Origin of the sequence: Collimonas sp. (assembly GCF_035566555.1) — a bacterium.
Classification (GTDB): Bacteria; Pseudomonadota; Gammaproteobacteria; order Burkholderiales; family Burkholderiaceae_D; genus Collimonas.
The window spans coordinates 26,497-47,396 of sequence record NZ_DATMRB010000141.1; the positions used below are offsets into that span (position 1 = coordinate 26,497).

A 20,900-nucleotide genomic window follows, 5' to 3' on the forward strand; every position below is an offset into this window, starting at 1 on the left:
CGCCTAACTCCAAATGCCGAAAAATCAGTTAATAGGATTAACTCAGCGGATCAATTCAGCGAACGAGCCGAGATCAATTCAATATCGGGAAGGTTTTCAGCGACTTCCCGCACAGAAGAATACGCCAATAATGCATGCACCACCTGCGGCAAGGGTTCGGCCCAGATTTCCGGCAAATCCCTTTCCTGTTCCGCCAGCACCGGAAACGCCAGCCGTTCCAGCGGTGGCATGAATTGCGCATCCACGCCCGGCTTGTTGCCGCGTGCATCGATGCGGTACCAGCCGTGATTCTTCAGATAGACCGCGTTCAATCCGTGCAGGCAAAACGGCGGCCCTTCCATGCCCACCGACAAACGCTGGTAACACAAGCCGGCCGGAATGCCGTTGCGGCGCAACAGCGCCGCCAGCAAATGGCTCTTGGCATAGCAATAGCCGGTGCCATGGAGTAACACATCGGAAGCGCGGCAAGTCACCGGATCGCGCTTGAAATCCCAGCTGTGCTGGATGGCGTCGCGTACGAATTCGAAGCAGGCTTTGACCACATCCTCTTCGCTGGCGCAACCAGCCGCCAGTGCCGCTGCCTTGGCGGCTACCTGCGGGTGGTCACCGTCGATGTAGGTGCTGAACGCAAGATAGGGATTCACGCTGCCTGCTCCGCCGCTTCAAAATTCATCTGCGCCTGCTCGCGCACCTGGGCGCGCCGCAATTCCCACAGTTCGCGCAACTTGTCGGAGCGTAGTTCGCGTTCATCCGATTCGGAAACGAAGCCAACCTCGCCGTTGCCGTCGGCGACGGTGCGGCTGAAACTCCATTCGCGCGAAAATTCCGGCTTGATGGCGCCGGCGTGCTTGGTCGGCATGGCGCAGATCAGCTGCATGCCGAGATTGTCGCGCAGGAATTTCAAGACATCGCGTGCGCGCCCTTCATCCATCTTGGCGAACGATTCGTCGTTGACCAGCAGATGCAGGCTATTGCCTTTCTCGAAGCGCTTGAGACGGTTGGTCACAACGGCCGCGTGGATGATGTAGGCGGGTGTTTCCAGCTGGCCGCCGGAACCGGTGCCCCACTCGGACAAGCGCACGTGCGAACCGGTATCGGATTCCTTGTAGATTTCGTAGCGGCGGTAGTTGCGATAGTCGGCAACCCGCTGCAATTCCTTGACCGCCTTGTCTTCATCGTCCGACAACAGCAGTTGCACCAGGCGGTCGCGCACCAGGCAATTCTCGGCGCTCAAGGCAGGATCGGCGAACAGGCTGCTGCTGGCTTCCTGGGTATCCGCCATTTCCGAGGTGGCGCAGAAGAAGTCGTAGTAGGCCTTGAACTCCGGAATCCATTCCGACCAGTCGATGCGGAATTTGTCGGTACCGAACTTGAGTTTGTCGAGTTCGGTATTCAGTGTCTTGAGGGTGCGGACGCCGGTATCGACGGCATTCCGGATCTCGTAACAGAACTGCTTGGTGAAAACGTCGTTGAACGAGGATTCGGCAGTGCGTAGCTGTTCCAGGTTCTTGATCAGGCCGATGTCTTTCTGCCGCGTCAACTGGGCGCGGGTGCGCTCCTGCAAGGTCACCATCATGGCGTACAGCGGCGTGAAGTCGCCGTCGCGCAGATCTTCGCCCTGGGCGATTTCGAAGCGTTCGTCGATACGGGCATGGGCGTGGTATTCGCCCAGCGCGTTGCGCGCATCGCCGTACAGCTGCCAGCTGAGCGCGGTCTGCTTGCCGACGTTGTTCGCTGCCTGAGTCTGTGAATAACTGCCGTCGCTGACCCAGTCCGCCACTTCATCGGTCACGGCAGTGAACGACAGGCTGCCATTGACTACGCACAGCTGGCGCAGGCGTTCGCTGTCGGCGTCGACCCTTGCCTGCTTGCCGCCGAGACCGAAGTTCAGGCGTGTAATCGCCGCCTGATGACCCTGGATGGCTTTTTCATGACCGCCGATGTTCTTGCTGCAGGCTGTCTTGCGCGCTTCCAGCGCAGCGATTTCCAGGCCCAGCGCCTGCGCTTCGTCTTCCAGCTTGCTGACCTGGGTCAGGTCGAGCCGGCTCATGTCCTGGCGCGCTGCATCCAGCTGCCGCACCAGGTTTTCCAGCTTATCGATAGCGGCGAACGAAGGACATTGCAACTGTCCCATCAGCGCCAGCGCACCTTGCAGTTCGCGCAGCTGGACGCGGATCTGGGTCAGTTCCTGCTCGGCCTGCGCATGCTCCTGTTCGGCGCGCTGCTTGGCGAGGCGCTTGGCTTCCTGGCCGAACACCAGCATGTCGGTATCGGTGGTGAACATGGTGCGCGATCCGCTGCCCTTGCCGTCCTTGGTCAGGCCGCGCGAAGTATGGCGCAGCGCCTCGGTATCGGCCACCTTGACCACCTGGCCGAACTGGTCGTGCAGGTAGGCGTGGGCGATCGGATGCTCTGTGCTGAGTTCGTGGATGATCGAGTCGCTCGGCGTTCTTTCGATTTTCAGGTTCTTCAGGCAAAAGCTGCCCTGGATCACATTGGCGCGCAGTTTTTTCTGGCGCACGAAATCGATCGCCTTGCCTTCCCAGGCCTGGTCCACCACCAGGTTGAAACGGGCGCCGCCGAGATAGCCTTCAATCGCCGCCTGCCATTCGGCCGAGGCCGGTTCCACCAGGTCGCACAGCACCTGGGCGCGGGCGGCGCCGAGTTCGGCGCGGAATTCTTTCAGCGCGTGGCGGATATGCGCGGGATAATCGGCGCCGCCCTCGGCCAGGTTGGCTTTGCGCGAAGCGGCGTCTTTTTCGCGGCGCAAAGCTTCGTGCTCGCCGGCGCGCAATTGCGCGATCTGGGTATGCAGGGCGGAGACAAAACTCTTTTCGGTACCGGCCAGCGCGCCGTGCAGCTTCACCAGCGCGGCGTCGACGCCTTCAAAGCCACTGACCAGCATCAGCGATTTCAATACGTCGACCTGCTCGGCCTTGGCCAGTTCGCCAATGCTGCGCAGATGACTGGCAATCTCCAGCGTACCGGCAGCGGCCAGCGCCAGCACGACCTGGCGGGCGGCATCGGCAATTTCCTTTTGCTGCGGCGGGATCTGCATGCCGGCGACGTTGCGCGCAGCGCTGTCCAGCTGCTGCGCCGTCTGCGCGTTATGCAACAGCGAATTGAAGACCGCCTTGATCTTGCCGTCGCACTGCTCGATCTGATTCTGGATGCGGGTCTTTTGCTCGACGGCGGGAATCCCCATCATCTGCGCATGGATCTGCGTCAGGCTGCGGTTCTTGGCGTTGCGATCCTGCTCCAGCTTGTCGACGCTCTCGCTCTCGTCGTCGATGAGCGCCTGCAAACCCTCGATCGCCGAACTGGCCGCTTCCAGCTGGCGCTGGTCTTCACGCAAAGCCAGCGACGACGCCAGCAGCTGCGACTGGCTGGCGGCCTGGTGCGCGCGCGCAGTGTCGCTGACAGCTTTGCCAAGCAGTTCCAGGCGCTTGACGTTGTCGCTCAGGCGTTCGCCTTCCTTGCGCAGCTCGTTGACCTGGCGCATCAACTTGCTGATCTGGCCGATGCGTTGCCCCAGCTGGGTGGTGTCGAGCTCCAGGATCTGGTGCTTGACCAGGTCGTCGACGCTGCCGATCGGCTTATGCGCAATCGACTGGCTCCAGGCGCGGGCCGCGCTTTCGGCTTCGGCGAAGGAGACCGTCTTCTGCCCACGGAAGCGGCCGTACAGCTGGCACAGGTACTCGCGCTTGCTGTCGCGGAAGTTGGTGACGCCGTGATATTTCCCGGACAGATGACGTTCGATCTTTTCCACCGCCACCACCGCCATGCCGCCGTCGATTTCGGTCGAGGTCAGGTCACCCAGCTGCAGGGCGACGCCATCGATGATCAGCAGCGCCAGCCGTTCCGATACCGCCTGGCGCCGCTCGCCGGCGCCGTCGACGCGTGCCGAAGCGGCCACCAGCGCGGTGAACTCGCGTCCCTCCTCGCCCTCGCTCGGCTTGAACACTGCGGCAACATAGCCGTGTGCGCCGTTGGGACGAGCGAACAGGTTGTCCTCGGCGCCGACCACGTAGGACCACAGGCTGCGCTTGGTCTTGCCGTTGCGCGCGCCCTGGGTGGTTTCGTCCTGTCCCGGGTTGTAGCTGAAAATGTTCTGGTAGACCGCTGTCATCACGGTTTGCAAGGCGTCCAGCATGGTCGACTTGCCGGAACCGGTAGGACCTGTCAGTAAGGTCATGTTGCCCATCGGGTATTCCTGCGAGCGCAGCGCGCCCCAGTTCACCAGGATCAGTTTGTCCAGCTTCATTCCATGTTTCCTTCAATGCTTTCTTCCTGCTCTTCCATCGCTGCCTGCACGCCGGGCTGTTCATCGTCGGCAACAGCGAGCGGCAACGGCTCGGATTCCAGCGCCGCTTCCAGCATGTCGTCGCTGATGATGCCGAGGATGGTCGGCCGGATCGCCAGCAACGCATCCTCATCGTCCATGGAGAAATTGGCGGCCAGGCGGATCAGCCGATGGCGCTTGAGGTCGTTCAGCAAGCGCTGGCGCTCGATATTGGTGGGCGGCAGCGCCCGTTTCAATTGCGTCTGCAAGGTTGCCGACAATTCTTCGAAGCGGGTCAGCACCTCGCCGGAATCGGTGAGGCGGTTGCCGCCTTCCGACAAACCCTGCTGGTATTGGAAGCGTAGCGCCAGGGCGGCGGCGACGAAATCCGGCGACAGCCTGGCGCGCAAGCCCGGCACCGGCTCCAGCCCGTCCTCCGGCATGCCCGGCACTTCGGCGCCGGGCGCATACAACCGGAAAAATTCGCCCTTCAGGTTATGTTCAAGACGGAAACCGGCAAGCTGGAAATAATCGTGCAGGCAGGCTTCGATACGGCGCGCATCGTCATACAGACGCTGTTCGACGCCGTCTTCTTCGCGGATCACGATGCCGGCGGCAAACAGCCGGCCGACGATCTCGCGGAAACGTTCCGGCGGCAGGTTGTGCAGCGCCAGCTGCTCATGCAATGCTTCAATCAGTGTCATGTTTCATCTCGATCTGGTAATCGTCGCCGGCATAAAACTCGTTCCAGAGCTTGCTCGGCAATTTCTGCACGGTCAGCCGTTCATCGCGCGCACCGCGCACGGCTTCCACTATCTGCATATTGTTGAGAACGTCGGTGGTGGTCGCCACCGGCAAGGTCGACAGGCGGATCGGCCGGTCGCGCAGGCGCAGCTCGGCGCGGATGCGGTGCACGATGTCGTCGTTGGAGAGGGCGAAGGCATCGGCTTCGGCGCGGTACATGGCAGCCGCCAGGCGGGCGTCGCGCGTGACCTTGGGCTGCGCGGTCACGGTCAGCGCACGGCGTCGCTGCGAAGCGCTGCGCAATTTGAACGTTGCGGGGTCGAGCAAACGGATTTCGGCCGGCGCAATGGCCGCGCCCAGCCGTTCCAGCAAGGCATCCTGAGCATTGCCAGCGCCGCTCAGCCTGGCGATCTTGCTGATGGCCACGCTGTAGGCCTGGCGGGTATGGCCGCCGCGCAGCATCAAGGCTTGCTGCACGATGCTGGCGGCGCGCTGCATGTAGACACTCATTGCCTTGATCAGCTCCGGATGCTTGGTGGTGCAGGCGGCTTCCACCATTTCTTCGATGCGGTCCAGCATCCAGTCCAGCGTCGACGGCCCCTGCCGTTCCTGGCTGGCCCAGCGCGCGATATCGTTGAGCTGGTCTTCCAGCGCCTGCGCCTGGTCGTGCTCCAGGCTGTGCAGGCGCGCGATCAGGTCGCGGATGGCCTGGCGGTGGCGCTCGATGCTGTCGGCGGTGAGCTGCTTCTTGAACTCTTTCTCGAAGCGGTCGAGAAATTCCATGAAACCGTCCCATGGCGTTTGCGATGCTTCCAGCATCAGGCGCCGCACCAGTTCCTGGAAATAATCGACACCCTCGGACAAATCGCTGATGACTTTCTCCGCGTAGTCGTAAGCATCGATCAGGTCGTAGGCGTCGACATTGCGCAGCGCGGCGTTGAGCGCATTGCGGCAGCTGCGCACATTGCGCTGGCGGGTGCGGGCGCTGCGCCGGTCGATGGCCCAGAAGGCTTCTGCAAACAGCTTGCCGGCACGGCTGAAACGGTAGGCCGTGACCAGGCCGGCGCGGTCGCCGAAGGTTTCCAGCCAGCCGTCCCTGAGCAAGGTGCGCAGCAGCGCGCTGCTGCTCTGCTGGTCGTCGGCGCCGGCCGGGATCAGATCGTCGTCGGCCAGCTCGGCGGCGGCCTCGTCCTGCTGCAGCATGGTCTGACGTGCTTCTTGCAGCGCTTGCTGCACCACCGGCAGCAGCAGGTCGCGCAAGCCGTCGCGAGTCAGGTTCTGGCCGTAATCGGCGCTCGGCCCGTGCAGCCGCTCATACAGCGCGCGCACGCAAGCCACCACCACGCCGCGGTGCTTGCCGGCCAGGGGCCTGAAGAAATTTAATCTGTCTGGTTCAAAAAACAATCGGATTGCCTGCAAAAGTTGCAAAAAAACGAATATATCGCGATATTGGCGCTGGGCGCTTCAAACTGCCCGGCCGCCAATTTACCTAACTCACCATTGTAAGGGCTCAGGCCTGCCAGCAGGTAGCTTAGACAGTAGACAGGAGACAAGGCTATCCGTAACATTCGTTTCCATAATGCAACTAGACATTACCAGATCAGCCGTCAGGAGACACCCATGCCATCCCGTTGCCCCAACCGCCGCCACAATCTTGCCGTTCAGCCCAAGCCGGGCGATGCCTGTCCACGGAATCTTGCAATATGGACCCGCGCTGTGGCGCCAGCCTTGGCGCACATCCGATGACATCCTCATCTGCAACCATACAAAACCTGCCCGCCGCTCCCGCCAACGTCATCGATGAGGTCGGCCAGCCGCGCATGGGCCGCTATGCCGGCCGTACCGGCGCCATCGATTGGTCGGCCCTGGCGCCGCCCTTTGCCCGCAACAGCCTGTGGCGGCGCTTCCACCATAAGCGCTGGCAGTATGTGGCGCTGTCGACGCCGCGGCTGCTGTGCGGCATCGCGATTGTCGACGTCGGCTGGACCAATACCGCCTTCGCCTACGTCTTCGACCGCCAGCTAGGCAAGCAGATCGCCGGCTTCTCGCAGGATGGCATCCCCGGCCTGAGCGCCCAGGTCAGCGACCGGCCCGACGGTGCCAGCAGCTTCAGCTGCTTCGGCCACCGCATCCGTTACCAGCCGCCGGCCGGCAAAGGCAGCGATGCGGACGGCAAGTATCGGCTCAGCCTGCACAGCGCGCAATTCAGCATCGACGCCGAGTTCGACGACAGCCGCGCCGCGCCGCTGCTGCTGGCGGTCGGCCCGATCGTCAACGGCTCGGTGCATGCGACCCAGAAATCGCCCGGCATGCCGCTCAGCGGCGAAGTGCTGGTGGGTGAGCAGCGCTTCGACTTGCAAGACGGCGTCGCCAGCTTCGACTATTCCAACGGCTTGCTGGCGCGCGACACCGAGTGGCGCTGGGCCTCGGCTCACGGCCTGGATATCGGCTTCAACCTGCAGGCGGGCTATTTCGGCAAGCAGGAAAACGTGCTGTGGCTGGACGGCCAGCTGCATGCGCTTGGCCACGTGCGCTTCGAGTACGATCCGGCGACGCCGCTGGCGCCCTGGCATATCTATACCGACGACGGCTTGCTCGACCTGCAATTCATGCCGGACGGCGCCCGCCGCGAAAACAAGAACCTGGTGATCGCCGCCACCCGCTATATCCAGCCGATCGGCAGCTTCAGCGGCTGGGTCAAGCCGGAGCGCAATGCGCCGCCGCGCGCGGTGGAGCACCTGGCGGGCGTGACCGAGGAGCACTTCTCGCGCTGGTAACATTTCCGCCAGACAACTTAAACCGAAGGCGATTTGCAAATTTCCAACACCTGCGGCATTTCCGCTGCGTAGCCCATACGTTTGGTATACCATTGCCGGCCAATTTTGTGTACGAGGTACGGCGATGTCAAATGCTTGTGGTGTGGATTTCGGCACGTCTAATTCCACGGTCGGCTGGAGCCGGCCCGGACACAAGGCCCTGCTGCCGCTGGAAGACGGCAAGGTCACCCTGCCTTCGGTGGTGTTCTTCAATGCCGAAGACGATGCCTTCAGCTTCGGCCGCGCCGCGCTGGGCGCCTACCTGACCGGTTACGAAGGGCGCCTGATGCGCTCCCTCAAGAGCCTGCTCGGTTCCAGCCTGATCGACGCCCAGACCGAAGTCGGCGGCCGCGCGCTGCCGTTCCGCGCTTTGCTGACCCATTTCATCGCTGAACTCAAGCAGCGCGCCGAAAGCGCCGCCGGCAAGGAATTCCAGAGCGTAGTGCTGGGCCGGCCGGTGTTTTTCGTCGACGACAATCCGACGGCAGACCAGCGCGCCCAAGACACGCTGGCGGAAATCGCCCGCTCGGTCGGTTTCCAGCACATCGCTTTTCAGTACGAGCCGATCGCTGCCGCCTTCGACTATGAATCCACCATCCAGCGCGAAGAACTGGTGCTGATCGCCGACATCGGCGGGGGCACCTCGGACTTTTCGCTGGTGCGCCTGGCGCCGCAGCGGGCCGCCAACAGCGAGCGGCGCGACGATATCCTGGCCACCGGCGGCGTGCATATCGGCGGCACCGATTTCGACAAATACCTGAGCCTGTCGAGCGTGATGCCGATGCTGGGACTGGGCAGCCGCCTGCAAAACAATAGCGAAGTGCCGTCCAGCTATTACTTCAACCTGGCGACCTGGCACACCATCAACCAGATCTACACCCGCAAAGCCTGGCTGCAACTGAAAGACGTGCATCGCGAAACTGTCGAGCGCGAGAAGTTCGGCCGCCTGCTCGACCTGGTCGAACAGCGCGCCGGCCACTGGCTGGCATTGCAGGTTGAACAGGGCAAGATCGGCCTGTCGGATGCCGAAACGGTGCAGATGAGCCTGGACCGCATCGCTCCTGGCCAGGCCCTGAACCTGACGCGTGAACAGTTCAACGCCAGCATCACTCACCTGGTGGGCAGTGTCGAAGATACCGTCACCAAGCTGCTGCGCGATGCCGGCGTTACGCCGGCCCAGGTCGATACTGTGTTTTTCACCGGCGGCTCCAGCGGCGTGCAGCTGCTGAGGCATAAGATCGCGGCCCTGGTGCCGTCGGCAAAAGCCGTGGAAGGCGACCTGTTCGGCAGCATCGGCGCCGGCCTGGCGCTGGATGCGGTGCGCAAGTTCGGCTAGACCGCCGCTAGCCGGCTCCTTGATCCGGTTGGCGCGGCTGCTCCGGCGCATGGCGTTTTGTCTGGCCTATGCGCTGCGCATGATAAATCCCGCTGTGGCCTGAAAACAGATAGCTGACCACGCAGGCGATCCCCGCCAGCACGCCGATCTCCGGCCCGAATAATTCGATCGCCATGATGGTCGAGGCAATCGGCGTATTGGCCGCTCCCGCAAACACTGCCACAAATCCCAGACCGGCCAACACCGGAATCGGCATGGATAAGATCTGCGCCAGCGCATTGCCCAGCGTAGCGCCGATATAGAACAGCGGCGTCACCTCGCCGCCCTTGAAGCCGGAGGCCAGCGTCACCACCGTGAACAGGATCTTGCCGCCGAAGTCGTACAGCGGCAGCGGCTTCTCGAACGCCTCGACGATGGTCGGAATCCCCAGTCCCAAATACTTGTCGGTGGCCGGCAGCATGGCCAGCAACAGCACCGCGACACCACCGGCAAACGGCCGCAAGGGCGCGAACTTGATCAGACGCTTGAATAGACGCGACAAGCCATGCGTCGCCTGCGCAAACAGCATGCCGACCAGGCCGAACACGATCCCCGCCAGCAGCGTGGCGGAAAAAATGCCGAGGCCGAAATGCGGCACGAAGGGAATCGCATAGTGGGTGTGGTGCACGCCCAGCAGCGCCGGAATCTGGTCGCTGATGATGGCGGCGATGAAGCAGGGCAGGATGGCGTCGTAGCGCAGACGGCCGATGGCCAGCACTTCCAGGCCGAAGATGGCGCCGGCCAGCGGCGTCCCGAACACCGAGGCAAAGCCGGCGCTGATGCCGGCCATCAGCAGGATACGCCGCTCGTCCGGTCCGAGGCGGGCGATGCGGGTCAGCACATCGGCCAGGGCGCCGCCCATCTGCACTGCGGTGCCCTCGCGGCCGGCGGAGCCGCCGAACAGGTGGGTGATCACCGTACCCAGGAAAATCAGCGGCGCCATGCGCTTCGGCACGATGCGCTTGGGGTCGTGGATTTCATCGATCAGCAGGTTGTTGCCGCCCTCCACCGACTTGCCGAGGAAGTGATAGAGCAAGCCCACGGCAAAACCGGCCAGCGGCAGCAGCAGGAGCAGCCAGCGGTGTGCGTTGCGGATATCGGTGGCCCATTCCAGCGACAGCAGCAGCAGCGCCGAAGCGAGGCCGGCCAGCGCGCCCACCAGGGAAGCCAGGATCAGCCAGCGCGCGAGATACAGCAGCATCAGGAACTGCTCGGGATAGTTGTTTTTTTTCATCGTCAGGGACAAAAGATTTGAAGAACTCAAACCCGAACGGCAAGGCGAGGTAAACCGAAAACGCACGCCTACAAATCCCGTTCAGGACTTTGTAGGCATCATCAGCTGCTTGCACAGCGGTTCAGGGAGGCATGCCATCTCCCATTGCATCCGTGTCATTGTGCCGGAGCGCGCGCTCCGGCGCAACCGGCGTTCATCGAACGGGTTTCAGGCCGGATCGAAAGTCGTCAGCCTGGCCAGCGCATCCAGCCACCAGGTCAGCGCCGGGCCGGCCTCGCGATCCGGCCGGTACACGCATTGCATCGCCAGCACGGCGCCTTCGGGTGGATGGGCTGTAGTGACGATAGTCACCAGCCGGCCGCTGGCAAGGTCGTCGGCGACGATATGCCGCGGCATATAGCCCCAGCCCATGCCGGCGCGCAGCAAGGCATGCTTGGTGCCGAGATCGCTCATGCGCCAGGCCAGCGAAGAATGCACCGAGAAATCCTGGTTGGCGGTCAGCGCACTGCGGTCGCTCAGCACCAGCTGCACTTGCCGTTCCAGCACATGGCCGGGAATGCGGCCCTGGATCTGCGCCAGCGCATGGACTGGCGACACCACCCCAACCAGCAGCACGCTCGGCAAACTGACGTGCAGCAGGTTGGGCGGCACGATCGGCAAGGTGCCGAGCACGCCTAGCATCGCCTCGCCGTCGATCACGCGTTCGGCGACGGCGCCCAGCGCCTCGATCTCCAGCCTTACCGTGACGCCGGGAAAGGCCACCCGGAAATCCGCCAGCAAAGCCACCAGCGCCGTGGTCGGGAAGAACACATCGAACGCCAGCGTGATCTCCAGCTCCTGTCCTTGTGCATAGGCAGCCGCGCGCGCCTGCATGGCGTCGACCTGGCCCAGCACCTGGCGGGCGTCGCGCAACAGTTCAATGCCGGCGGCGGTCAGCCGCGGCCGGTAGCTGCTGCGGTCGAACAAGGGCACGCTAAGCTGGTTTTCCAGCGTGCCGACGGCATAGCTGACCGCCGACTGTGCCCGGCCCAAGGCGCGCGCCGCCGCCAGGAAGCTGCCGCTGTCGGCAACCTGGGCGAATACCCGCAATTGATCCAGCGATAGCCTCTCGATATTCATGGCGCCCCAACACTATCTAATAATCAGATATTGATTATCGCAAGATAAACAATATCTTGCTGAGCCCGGGGGGATTAATATGAGCTCGTTCGCTGCAATCAGTAGCCGATATCCGGTGGCGCCAGCCAACGCTTGCTTACTTCGGGTTTTACTTACATCGCAGTTTTACATCTACTTATAGATCGGACACATCATGCAAACTTCGCCAACCCTGTACCGCATCGGCCGCGTCCTGCTGGGCTCACTGTTTTTCATTTCCGGCATCCTGAAGATCACCGCCTTTTCCGGCGTGGTCGGCTACATGACCAGCCTCGGCGTACCGCTGGCGACCTTCGCCGTCGCTGCCACCATCGTGGTCGAATTCGGCGGCGGCCTGGCCATCATGAGCGGCTGGAACGTGCGGCCGATCGCCATCGTCGTGGCGCTGTTCACGGTAGCTGCCACCCTGACCGCGCACCGCTTCTGGGAAGCCGATCCGGCCAATGTGCAGAACCAGCTGAACAACTTCCTGAAAAACATCTCCATCATCGGCGCGCTGCTGATGCTGGCGGCAACGGATGACGGCAAATCGAAACAGTAAGCAGTAGATCAACTATTCAAGGAACGGAGCAAGCCATGAAATTCAATCGCCAACTCGAACGCCTGGTCACCGGCATCAACACCCAGGACGGCGCGGGCGTCAGCCTGGTGCGGGTCTTGACCAATGATCTGCAGCGCCGGCTTGATCCGTTCCTGATGCTGGACAATTTTCACTCGGACAAGCCGGAGGACTACCTGGCCGGCTTTCCCGACCATCCGCACCGCGGCTTTGAAACCGTCACTTACATGCTGGCCGGCCGCATGCGCCATCGCGACAACGCCGGCAACGAAGGTTTGCTGCAGCCCGGCGGCGTACAGTGGATGACCGCCGGCAGCGGACTGGTGCATTCGGAACTGCCGGAACAGGAAGACGGCCTGATGAGCGGCTTCCAGCTGTGGCTCAACCTGGCCTCGGGCGACAAGATGATCGCACCCAGCTATCGCGACCTCCAGGCTGAGCAGATTCCGCAGGTGTCGCCGCAGCCCGGCGTCAAGGTCAAGGTGATTGCCGGCGAGGCTTTCGGCACCGCCGGCGCCGTGCAACGGCCGCATACCGAGCCGCTGTATCTGGACGTGCAGCTGGAAGCGGGCCAGCCGCTGGATCTGCCGATCCCGGCCGGCCACAACGCCTTTCTATATGTGTTCGAAGGCACCCTGCGCATCGGTGAAGACAGCCGCAACGCGCCGGCAGGCCGCATGGCGGTCCTGAGCAATACCGCCGACGCAGCCGGCGTCAGCCTGCAGGCGGAAGGCAACAGCCGTTTCCTGCTGATCGCAGGGAAGCCGCTGAATGAGCCGATTGCACAGTGGGGACCATTCGTGATGAACACCCGCGAGCAGGTGGAACAGGCGATCCAGGATTTCCGCGACGGCAAGATGTAAGCGGGTAGTGGGCAAGCCGGCAGCTTGCCCGCCCTGCCGGCGCGCTCCGGGCTGGGCGTCTACTTTGCTTCCATCGACAACGCCAGCGTCTCCTTGATTTCTTCCATCACCACATAGCTCTTGGACTGCGCCGCCCCCGGCAGCTGCAGCAGCATATCGCCCAGCAGCTTGCGGTATTCCGCCATTTCCCGGATCCGGGCCTTGATCAGATAATCGAAATCGCCTGACACCAGATGGCATTCCAGCACTTCCGGAATGCGCAGCACTTCGCGGCGGAACTGCTCGAAGGCGTTCGCCGATTTCTGATTCAGCGTAATCTCCACAAATACCAGCAGCTTGGCGCCGACCGCGGCCGGATTGATGCGTGCGTAATAGCCGTCGATGACGCCGTCGCGCTCCATGCGCTTGACCCGTTCGATGCAGGGCGTGATCGATAGCCCGACCTGTTCGCCCAGGTCTTTCATCGACATGCGGCCGTCCTGCTGCAACAGGCGCAGGATGTGGCGGTCCAGCTTGTCCAGGGCGCGGTTGGATTCCTTGTAGATTCTCATGACGATTTTCTTGAATTTTTAGTATTAATTACTGAATTAATGGGCTTATACAGTAACAAATGCTGGGAAATTACTAATAGCATAGCGCTTATTACTGCAAATCAAAAACAATTCATTAGCACGCATTCCGTATCGCCGGCGCCCCGGATTTCCGGTGCGCAGTAAGATACGCACAGGCGTTACGGAGATTCAAGATGCGAGTACTTATCCTTGGCAGCGGCGTGGTGGGCGTCACCAGTGCGTATTACCTGGCGCGCGCCGGCCATGAAGTGACCGTGATCGACCGCTTGCCGGGCCCGGCGCAGGAAACCAGCTTCGCCAACGCCGGCCAGATCTCGCCCGGCTACGCCTCACCCTGGGCCGCACCCGGCATCCCGCTGAAAGCCTTGAAGTGGATGCTGCAGGAACATGCACCGCTCTCCATCACGCCCGACGGCACCCTGTTCCAGCTGCGATGGATGTGGCAGATGCTGCGCAACTGCAGCTCGGCCCGCTACGCCGTCAACAAGGAGCGCATGGTGCGCCTGGCGGAATACAGCCGCGACTGCTTCAAGGTCTTGCGCGCCGATACCGGCATCGCCTACGAAGGCCGCCAGCTCGGCACCATGCAGGTATTCCGCAGCCAGCAGCAGCTGGACGACGCCGCCAAGGATATCGAAGTATTGAAGGAAACCGGCGTGCCGTTCGAACTGCTGACGCCAGACCAGCTGGCACAGGCTGAGCCGGCGCTGGAAGCGGTCAAGCACAAACTGAGCGGCGCCCTGCGCCTGCCGAACGATGAAACCGGCGACTGCCAGATGTTCACCACCAAACTGGCGCAGATGGCCGAGGACCTGGGCGTACGTTTCCGCTACAACGTGCAGATCGATGCGCTGACCTTGTCCAATGGCGAAATCGCCGGCGTCCAGTGCGGTTCCGAGCACTTGCAGGCGGACAGCTATGTGGTGGCGCTGGGCGCCTACTCCACCGGCTTCCTCGGTGCGCTGGTGGACATCCCGGTGTATCCGCTGAAAGGCTATTCGATCACGGTACCGATTGTCGATGCCGAAGCGGCGCCGGTCTCCACCATCCTCGACGAAACCTACAAGATCGCCATCACCCGTTTCGACGACCGCATCCGGGTCGGCGGCATGGCCGAGATCGTCGGCTTCAACAAGACCCTCAAGCCGAAACGCCGCGCCACGCTGGAAATGGTGGTCAACGACCTGTTCCCGGGCGCCGGCAACACCGCCGCCGCCAGTTTCTGGACCGGCTTGCGGCCGATGACGCCGGACGGCACGCCGATCGTCGGCGCCACCCATATCCGCAACCTGTTCCTCAATACCGGCCACGGCACGCTCGGCTGGACCATGTCTTGCGGCTCGGCGCAGCTACTGTCGGACCTGATCTCCGGCAAGCGCCCGGCGATTGCCGCAGATGACCTGGCAGTCAGCCGCTACAGCAAGCACTTCGAGCAAGCAACGCATCCTGCCTATGCCTGAAACGCCTTGGCCGGCGCGCAGTGTGATCCACCCCGTTTTAAGCGATTCTTGAGCGAGACCCGATGAACCCACAAGCAGCACACGCCGGCGCCATCCTCACGGTCGACCTGGACGCCATCCGCGGCAATTATCGCCTGCTCAGGCAACAGGCCGGCAAAGCGGCCTGCGCTGCCGCCGTCAAAGCCAATGCCTACGGCCTCGGCGCCGACCAGGTGGGGCCAGCGCTGGCGGCGGAAGGCTGCCGTCACTTCTTCGTTGCCCACCTGGATGAAGGTATCGCCCTGCGTCCGCACCTGCCGGCCACCGCCGACATCTTCGTCCTGCATGGCGCACCGCCCGGCACTGAGCGCGAGTTGATCGCCCACGGCCTGACGCCGGTGCTCAACAGCCTGCAACAGATCCAAGCCTGGCATGCGCTGGCGCAAACCCTGCAACGGCCGCTGCCGGCGATTTTCCAGGTCGACACCGGCATGTCGCGCATGGGCTTGCCAGCCGCCGAAGCGGAAGCCTGGCTAGCCAACCCGGCCTTCATGGAAAGCATCCCGCCGCTGTTCCTGATGAGCCACCTGGCCTGCGCTGAACATCAGGGCCATGAAATGAACGCCAGCCAGCTGGCGCGCTTCAAGACCTGGCGCCAGCGCCTGCCGCAGATCGCCGCCAGCCTGGCCAATTCTTCCGGCATCTTTCTCGGTGCCGATTACCAGTTCGACCTGGTGCGCCCGGGCGCAGCGCTGTATGGCATCGCACCTGTGGCCGGCGCCGCCAACCCCTTGCAGCCGGTAGTGGCGCTGCATGGCCGCATCATCCAGAGCCGCACTATCCAGCGCGGCGACCACGTCGGCTACGGCATCAGCTATAGCGCCAGCGAAGAACGGCAGATCGCCACCGTTGGCGTCGGCTATGCCGACGGCTGGCTGCGCAGCATGAGCAACCGCGGCATCGCCTTCATCGACGGCCAGCCGGCGCCCATGGTCGGCACGGTCTCCATGGATTCGATCACCATCGATGTCACCGGCATCGCCGCCGAACGCGTGCAGGCCGGCGCCTTGGTGGAACTGATCGGACCGCACCGGCCGCTAGACGACGTCGCGCGGCTGGCCGGCAGCATCGGCTATGAAATCCTGACCGACCTCGGACGCCGTTATCACCGCGAATACGTCGGAAGCTTGTAGAGTGGGCAAATAATCGAGGGCGATTTCGGGTGGGCAGAAATCTGTCCACCCTACGTTTTCCCTCTCATGGCGCCAACGTCGTAGAATCAGGTACTTCTGCAACTTTTCCCGCCGCCGCCATGACTAAAACAGCGTTATCCGCACAGCTCGCCAGCTGGATCGACAGCCACTTTGACGAAGAAGTCGGGTTCCTGCAAAAGATCGTCCGCATTCCCACCGACACGCCACCCGGCAACAATGCGCCACACGCCGATGCCGTGGCCGAGCTGGTCACAGCCTGGGGCTGGCAAGCCGAGAAGCATCCGGTGCCGGCCGCCACGGTCAAGGATTACGGCATGGAGAGCATCACCAACCTGATCGTCCGCCGCAAGTATGCCGGCGCCGGCCCGACGCTGGCGCTGAACGCCCACGGCGACGTCGTGCCGCCGGGCGAAGGCTGGAGCAAGCAGCCGTATGGCGGCGAGATCGAGAACGGCCGCATCTACGGCCGCGCCACCACCGTCTCCAAGGGCGATTTCGCCACCTATATTTTTGCGGTGCGGGCGCTGGAAGCGCTGGGCGTGCCGCTCAAGGGCGCGCTGGAACTGCACTTCACCTACGATGAAGAATTCGGCGGGCTGCTGGGCCCTGCCTGGCTGCTCGAAAACCAGCTGACCAAGCCGGACCTGGTGATCGGCCCCGGCTTCAGCTACAACGTCGTCACTGCGCATAACGCCTGCCTGCAGTTTGAAGTCACGGTGCACGGCAAGGCCACCCACGGTTCGATGCCGGAAACCGGCCATGACGCCCTGCAAGCCGCCACCAAGGTGCTGCAGGCGATCTACGCCAAGCTGCCCGAGCTGAAGAAAATCAGTTCGGCGATTCCCGGCATCACTCATCCGACCATGATCGTCGGCCGCATCGACGGCGGCACCAACACCAATGTGGTGCCCGGCAAAGTGGTGCTGAAGATGGACCGCCGCATGATTCCGGAAGAAGATCCGGTCGCGGTCGAAGCCGAGGTGCGGGCCATGATCGCCGCAGCGGTCGACGGCCTGCCCGGCATCCGCGTCGAGATCAAGCGCCTGCTGCTGGCGCGTGCGCTGCGTCCTTTGCCCGGCCACGAAAAACTGCTGGCCAGCGTACAGGCGAATGCACTGGCGGTGCTGGGCGAAGCGATTCCGGCCAATGGATCGGCGCTCTACACCGATGCCCGGCTGTATGGTGAACATGGCATACCGGTCGTGCTGTACGGCGCCGGCCCGCGCACCCTGATGGAATCCAACGCCAAGCAAGCCGACGAGAACCTGGCGCTGGACGACTTGCGCAAAGCCACCAAGGTGATCGCCATGACGCTGCTCGATTTCCTGGCGGCGTAGGGTGGGCACGACGTGCCTACCCTAGGATCAATCGCGATTCCTTCATGCAGTCGCCCTGTATGCCACCGGCAGGAATCCCGAAGTTCCTGTAACATGAACGCTCGCTTGAACGCATAGGCATTTTTTCGCAAACGCCCGGCAGTTCCTGCCAGCGCACTCCACCCGCTTCAAATATTTAACCGGCGCCAGCAACTGGCGTCCTCCTAAGCATTCCATGACAAACACACCTGCAACTTCAGCCCCGGAGAAACTGCTCCCCGGCTGGCTTCTTTTACTGGGCGCCCTGACTGCCATCGGCTCGCTGTCGATCGACATGTACCTGCCAAGCTTCCCCACCATCGCGCAACAGTTCGGCGTCGGCAGCAACCTGGTGCAGCTGACCCTGGCTGCCTTCCTGGTCGGGCTGGCGGTCGGCCAGATGTTCTACGGACCATTGAGCGACCGCTTCGGCCGCAAGCCGCCGCTATATGTCGGCATGACGCTGTACCTGCTCGGTTCGCTAGCCTGCATGGTGTCGCAGGACGTCACGACGCTGATACTGTTCCGCTTCCTTCAAGGCCTGGGCGGCTGCGCCGGCATGGTGATCGGCCGCGCCGTGATCCGCGACCGCCTCGGCACCACCGGCGCCGCCAAAGCGTTTTCGCTGATGATGCTGGTGATGGGCCTGGCGCCTATCCTGGCGCCGTTGATTGGCGGTGCAGTGCTCAAGCTGTGGGGCTGGCGCGTGATCTTCGGCGGCCTGGCCGGCTTCGGCCTGTTCTGCCTGCTGGCGATCCACTACACCATGCAGGAAACGCTGGACCGCCACAAGGCCGAGCCGCTGCACCTGGGGCGCACGCTGAAACAGTATGGCCGGCTGCTGCTGGACCGCCAGTTCGTCGCCTATAGCCTGGTCGGCGGCCTGATCCAGGGCGGCATGTTTGCCTACATCACCGGCTCGTCCTTCGTCCTGATCGAACTGCACGGCATCAAGCCCGAGCATTTCGGCTTCGTCTTCGGCACCAATGCCTTCGGCCTGATCGCCGCTTCGCAGATCAATGCCCGTCTCGTCGGCAAGTATTCGCTCGACACCATCCTCGGCCGCGCCTTGTGGATACCCGCCATGCTGAGCCTGAGCGTAGCGCTGCTGGTGGCCTGCGGCGTCAACAGCCTGCCGGTGCTGCTGATCGGCTTCTTCGGCTTCCTCGCCAGCTACGGCTTCATCAGCCCGAATGCCTCGGCGATCGCCTTGTCGCAACAAGGCAAGCAGGCCGGCGTGGCATCGGCGCTGATGGGCACCTTGCAGTTCGCGCTCGGCATCACCTCCGGCATCAGCATGAGCTTGTGGCACGACGGCACGGCATTGCCGCTGATGGTGGTGATGGCGATCTGCGGCGTCGGCGGCTTGCTGCTGCATCGTTTCGTGGCGCGGCCGGAGCACCAGCGTCTGATTCAGGCGGCAAAGGCATGAGTGTGGCCATGGCAGCCCAAACCGGCAGCGCACTGGTGTCTTGGAGCGGCGGCAAGGATTCCTGCCTGGCGCTGTGGCGCGCACGGCAAAGCGGAATGCAGATCCATCGCCTGATCACCGCGCTGGACGAAAGCGGCCTGCGCGCCCGTTCGCATGGCGTGCCGCCAGCCTTGCTGCAGGCTCAGGCCGACGCGCTCGGCGTGCCGCTGGCGTTCTACAGCGCCAGCTGGCAGCAGTATGAAGAAAAATTCATCGCCGCCTTGCGCGCCGCCCACGGCGACGGCATGCGCCACGCGGTGTTCGGCGACATCGACCTGCAGGCGCACCGCGAGTGGGAAGAAAAAGTCTGCGCCCAGGCCGGCCTGCAAGCTTGCCTGCCCTTGTGGCTGCAGCCGCGCCGCCAGCTGGTCGATGAATTCCTGGCGCTCGGCTTCAAGGCGGTGGTGGTCTGCATCAACGGTAATTATCTGCCGCAGGAATTCTGCGGCCGTGAATTCGATGCCGCCTTCCTCGCCGGCCTGCCGGCCGGCGTCGATGCCTGCGGCGAGAACGGCGAATTCCATACCTTTGTCTACGACGGCCCCGCGTTTGCCCATGCCGTGCCGTTCCGGCGCACCCGCATCAGCCCTTACCAGGCGCCTCCGGAACTGGGATCGACCCTGTTTTATTTTCAGGAGCTGGCGGCAATCTGAAGCGCCTTGCGTGGCCGGATGTTGCATTACAACTATACGCTTGCCGGATATTGCGTAAAATGCCATATGCCGTCCGCTCGCAGCGCGCCACCGACAGGCGTCAAAAGAACAATACCGGCGCCGCCCCTCACTCTCGATCGATCACACCATGCAAGCAGGAATGCTCTACGCCATCGCCTCCTACGTCCTGTGGGGCTTGTTCCCGATTTATTTCAAGGCGCTGGAAGCGGAGATCCCGCCGGTCGATATCGTCGCCCACCGCATTCTCTGGTCCTTCTTGTTCCTGATGATCGTGCTGACCGTGCGCAAGCAGTGGGCCTGGGTCGGGCCGGTGCTGCGCCAGCCGCGCGTGATCGGCGGCTTCGTCGCCAGCGCCCTGCTGCTGACGGCCAACTGGACCACTTACATCTGGGCGGTCAACAATAACCACATCGTCGAAGCCAGCCTGGGCTACTTCATCAACCCGATGGTCAGCGTCGCGCTCGGCCTGGTGTTCCTGCACGAACGGCCGCGGCCGCTGCAATGGCTGGCGATTGCCATCGCCGCCGGCGCCGTGCTGTGGCTGACCTGGCAGGCCGGCCATCCGCCCTGGATTGCGCTGACGCTAGCCGTAACCTTTGGCGGCTACGGCTTGCTGCGCAAGACCGCCAGCCTGAGCGCGCTGCCCGGCCTGGCGCTGGAAACCGCGCTGGTGCTGCCGCTGGCGCTGGCCTTCCTGGCATACACCTCGCTGCATGGCCACAACACTTTCAGCAGCGCCTCGACCTCCACCAAGTGGCTGCTGGCGGCAGCCGGGCCGATCACCTCGATCCCCTTGCTGATGTTCGCCGCCGGCGCCCGCCGCATTCCCTTGTCGCTGGTCGGCGTGCTGCAATACATCACGCCCTCGCTGCAACTGCTGTTCGGCGTCTGGCTGTACGGCGAACAGCTGGATGGCGACCGCCTCAACGGTTTTATCCTCATCTGGTGTGCTTTGGGGCTGTATTCGGCCGAGGGACTGTGGCGAACGTTTAAAATACGCCCAGGCGCGTCGGCCTGAAGGCTTGGCCTTAACAACTCGTCAACCCGGCGCGCATAGGTTATTCTTGGCAGTTCCGGCTCCTTAGTGCAGTGTTTCGCAGATAATGACACTTGCCCGAGCCGCTCTATTCACCGCATTATTTTT

17 protein-coding genes and 1 riboswitch are annotated in these 20,900 nt (G+C 63.0%); of the genes, 10 read left to right on the forward strand and 7 right to left on the reverse strand.

Going from position 1 to position 20,900, the window contains the following annotated elements:
- Nucleotides 1–50: 50 nt before the first annotated feature.
- From VNZ65_RS17665 to VNZ65_RS17680, 4 genes are read right to left on the reverse strand one after another with little or no spacing between them, the layout of a single operon-like run.
- On the reverse strand, nucleotides 51–644 hold the full coding sequence (locus VNZ65_RS17665) for a transglutaminase family protein (protein WP_325671307.1): 594 nt from the start codon (nucleotides 642–644) through the stop codon (nucleotides 51–53).
- A complete protein-coding gene (locus tag VNZ65_RS17670) occupies nucleotides 641–4,264 on the reverse strand; it encodes an ATP-binding protein (RefSeq protein WP_325671309.1) in 3,624 nt (1,207 codons plus the stop codon). The genes VNZ65_RS17665 and VNZ65_RS17670 overlap by 4 nt, the downstream gene beginning before the upstream one ends.
- A complete protein-coding gene (locus tag VNZ65_RS17675) occupies nucleotides 4,261–4,986 on the reverse strand; it encodes a DUF4194 domain-containing protein (protein WP_325671311.1) in 726 nt (241 codons plus the stop codon). The genes VNZ65_RS17670 and VNZ65_RS17675 overlap by 4 nt, the downstream gene beginning before the upstream one ends.
- On the reverse strand, nucleotides 4,973–6,430 hold the full coding sequence (locus tag VNZ65_RS17680) for a Wadjet anti-phage system protein JetA family protein (RefSeq protein WP_325671313.1): 1,458 nt from the start codon (nucleotides 6,428–6,430) through the stop codon (nucleotides 4,973–4,975). Before VNZ65_RS17680 ends, VNZ65_RS17675 begins: the two co-directional genes overlap by 14 nt.
- A gap of 338 nt (nucleotides 6,431–6,768) precedes the next feature.
- Between VNZ65_RS17680 and VNZ65_RS17685 the strand changes: the two genes are divergently transcribed.
- Both VNZ65_RS17685 and VNZ65_RS17690 read left to right on the forward strand, forming a co-directional pair.
- A complete protein-coding gene (locus tag VNZ65_RS17685) occupies nucleotides 6,769–7,803 on the forward strand; it encodes a DUF2804 domain-containing protein (protein WP_325671315.1) in 1,035 nt (344 codons plus the stop codon).
- Between the two features lie 124 nt (nucleotides 7,804–7,927).
- The gene (locus VNZ65_RS17690; protein WP_325671317.1) at nucleotides 7,928–9,178 is read left to right on the forward strand and encodes an Hsp70 family protein; all 1,251 of its coding nucleotides are present in this window, start codon (nucleotides 7,928–7,930) and stop codon (nucleotides 9,176–9,178) included.
- A 7-nt stretch (nucleotides 9,179–9,185) separates the two neighbouring features.
- Here the strand turns inward: VNZ65_RS17690 and VNZ65_RS17695 are convergent, their stop codons facing one another.
- Both VNZ65_RS17695 and VNZ65_RS17700 read right to left on the reverse strand, forming a co-directional pair.
- Complete coding sequence (locus VNZ65_RS17695) at nucleotides 9,186–10,451, reverse strand: voltage-gated chloride channel family protein (RefSeq protein ID WP_325671319.1); 1,266 nt, start codon at nucleotides 10,449–10,451, stop codon at nucleotides 9,186–9,188.
- An 85-nt stretch (nucleotides 10,452–10,536) separates the two neighbouring features.
- Nucleotides 10,537–10,602, reverse strand: a riboswitch (Fluoride riboswitch).
- Between the two features lie 56 nt (nucleotides 10,603–10,658).
- On the reverse strand, nucleotides 10,659–11,570 hold the full coding sequence (locus tag VNZ65_RS17700; RefSeq protein WP_325671321.1) for a LysR family transcriptional regulator: 912 nt from the start codon (nucleotides 11,568–11,570) through the stop codon (nucleotides 10,659–10,661).
- Between the two features lie 193 nt (nucleotides 11,571–11,763).
- Between VNZ65_RS17700 and VNZ65_RS17705 the strand changes: the two genes are divergently transcribed.
- Both VNZ65_RS17705 and VNZ65_RS17710 read left to right on the forward strand, forming a co-directional pair.
- The gene (locus VNZ65_RS17705) at nucleotides 11,764–12,150 is read left to right on the forward strand and encodes a DoxX family protein (protein ID WP_062119797.1); all 387 of its coding nucleotides are present in this window, start codon (nucleotides 11,764–11,766) and stop codon (nucleotides 12,148–12,150) included.
- Nucleotides 12,151–12,185: 35 nt separating this feature from the next.
- On the forward strand, nucleotides 12,186–13,031 hold the full coding sequence (locus VNZ65_RS17710) for a pirin family protein (protein WP_325671324.1): 846 nt from the start codon (nucleotides 12,186–12,188) through the stop codon (nucleotides 13,029–13,031).
- A 59-nt stretch (nucleotides 13,032–13,090) separates the two neighbouring features.
- On the opposite strand, the gene VNZ65_RS17715 is transcribed toward VNZ65_RS17710, so the two are convergent.
- Nucleotides 13,091–13,582, reverse strand: coding sequence for an Lrp/AsnC ligand binding domain-containing protein (locus VNZ65_RS17715; RefSeq protein ID WP_325671326.1), 492 nt, complete (start codon nucleotides 13,580–13,582; stop codon nucleotides 13,091–13,093).
- A gap of 194 nt (nucleotides 13,583–13,776) precedes the next feature.
- Here VNZ65_RS17715 and VNZ65_RS17720 point away from each other — a divergent pair, with 194 nt between their 5' ends.
- From VNZ65_RS17720 to rarD, 6 genes are all read left to right on the forward strand, one after another.
- The gene (locus VNZ65_RS17720; RefSeq protein WP_325671328.1) at nucleotides 13,777–15,063 is read left to right on the forward strand and encodes a D-amino acid dehydrogenase; all 1,287 of its coding nucleotides are present in this window, start codon (nucleotides 13,777–13,779) and stop codon (nucleotides 15,061–15,063) included.
- A gap of 62 nt (nucleotides 15,064–15,125) precedes the next feature.
- Nucleotides 15,126–16,235: an alanine racemase gene (gene alr, locus VNZ65_RS17725; RefSeq protein ID WP_325671331.1), complete on the forward strand. Its 1,110-nt coding sequence runs from the start codon at nucleotides 15,126–15,128 to the stop codon at nucleotides 16,233–16,235.
- A gap of 119 nt (nucleotides 16,236–16,354) precedes the next feature.
- Nucleotides 16,355–17,593 carry an ArgE/DapE family deacylase gene (locus VNZ65_RS17730; RefSeq protein WP_325671333.1) on the forward strand — a complete coding sequence of 413 codons (1,239 nt, stop codon included), beginning with the start codon at nucleotides 16,355–16,357 and terminating at the stop codon, nucleotides 17,591–17,593.
- Between the two features lie 214 nt (nucleotides 17,594–17,807).
- Entirely contained in the window at nucleotides 17,808–19,043 is a 1,236-nt protein-coding gene (locus tag VNZ65_RS17735; protein WP_325671335.1) for a Bcr/CflA family multidrug efflux MFS transporter, read from the forward strand.
- An 8-nt stretch (nucleotides 19,044–19,051) separates the two neighbouring features.
- The gene (locus VNZ65_RS17740; protein ID WP_325671337.1) at nucleotides 19,052–19,735 is read left to right on the forward strand and encodes a diphthine--ammonia ligase; all 684 of its coding nucleotides are present in this window, start codon (nucleotides 19,052–19,054) and stop codon (nucleotides 19,733–19,735) included.
- A 148-nt stretch (nucleotides 19,736–19,883) separates the two neighbouring features.
- The gene (gene rarD, locus VNZ65_RS17745) at nucleotides 19,884–20,774 is read left to right on the forward strand and encodes an EamA family transporter RarD (protein ID WP_325671339.1); all 891 of its coding nucleotides are present in this window, start codon (nucleotides 19,884–19,886) and stop codon (nucleotides 20,772–20,774) included.
- The last annotated feature ends 126 nt before the right edge of the window (nucleotides 20,775–20,900 follow it).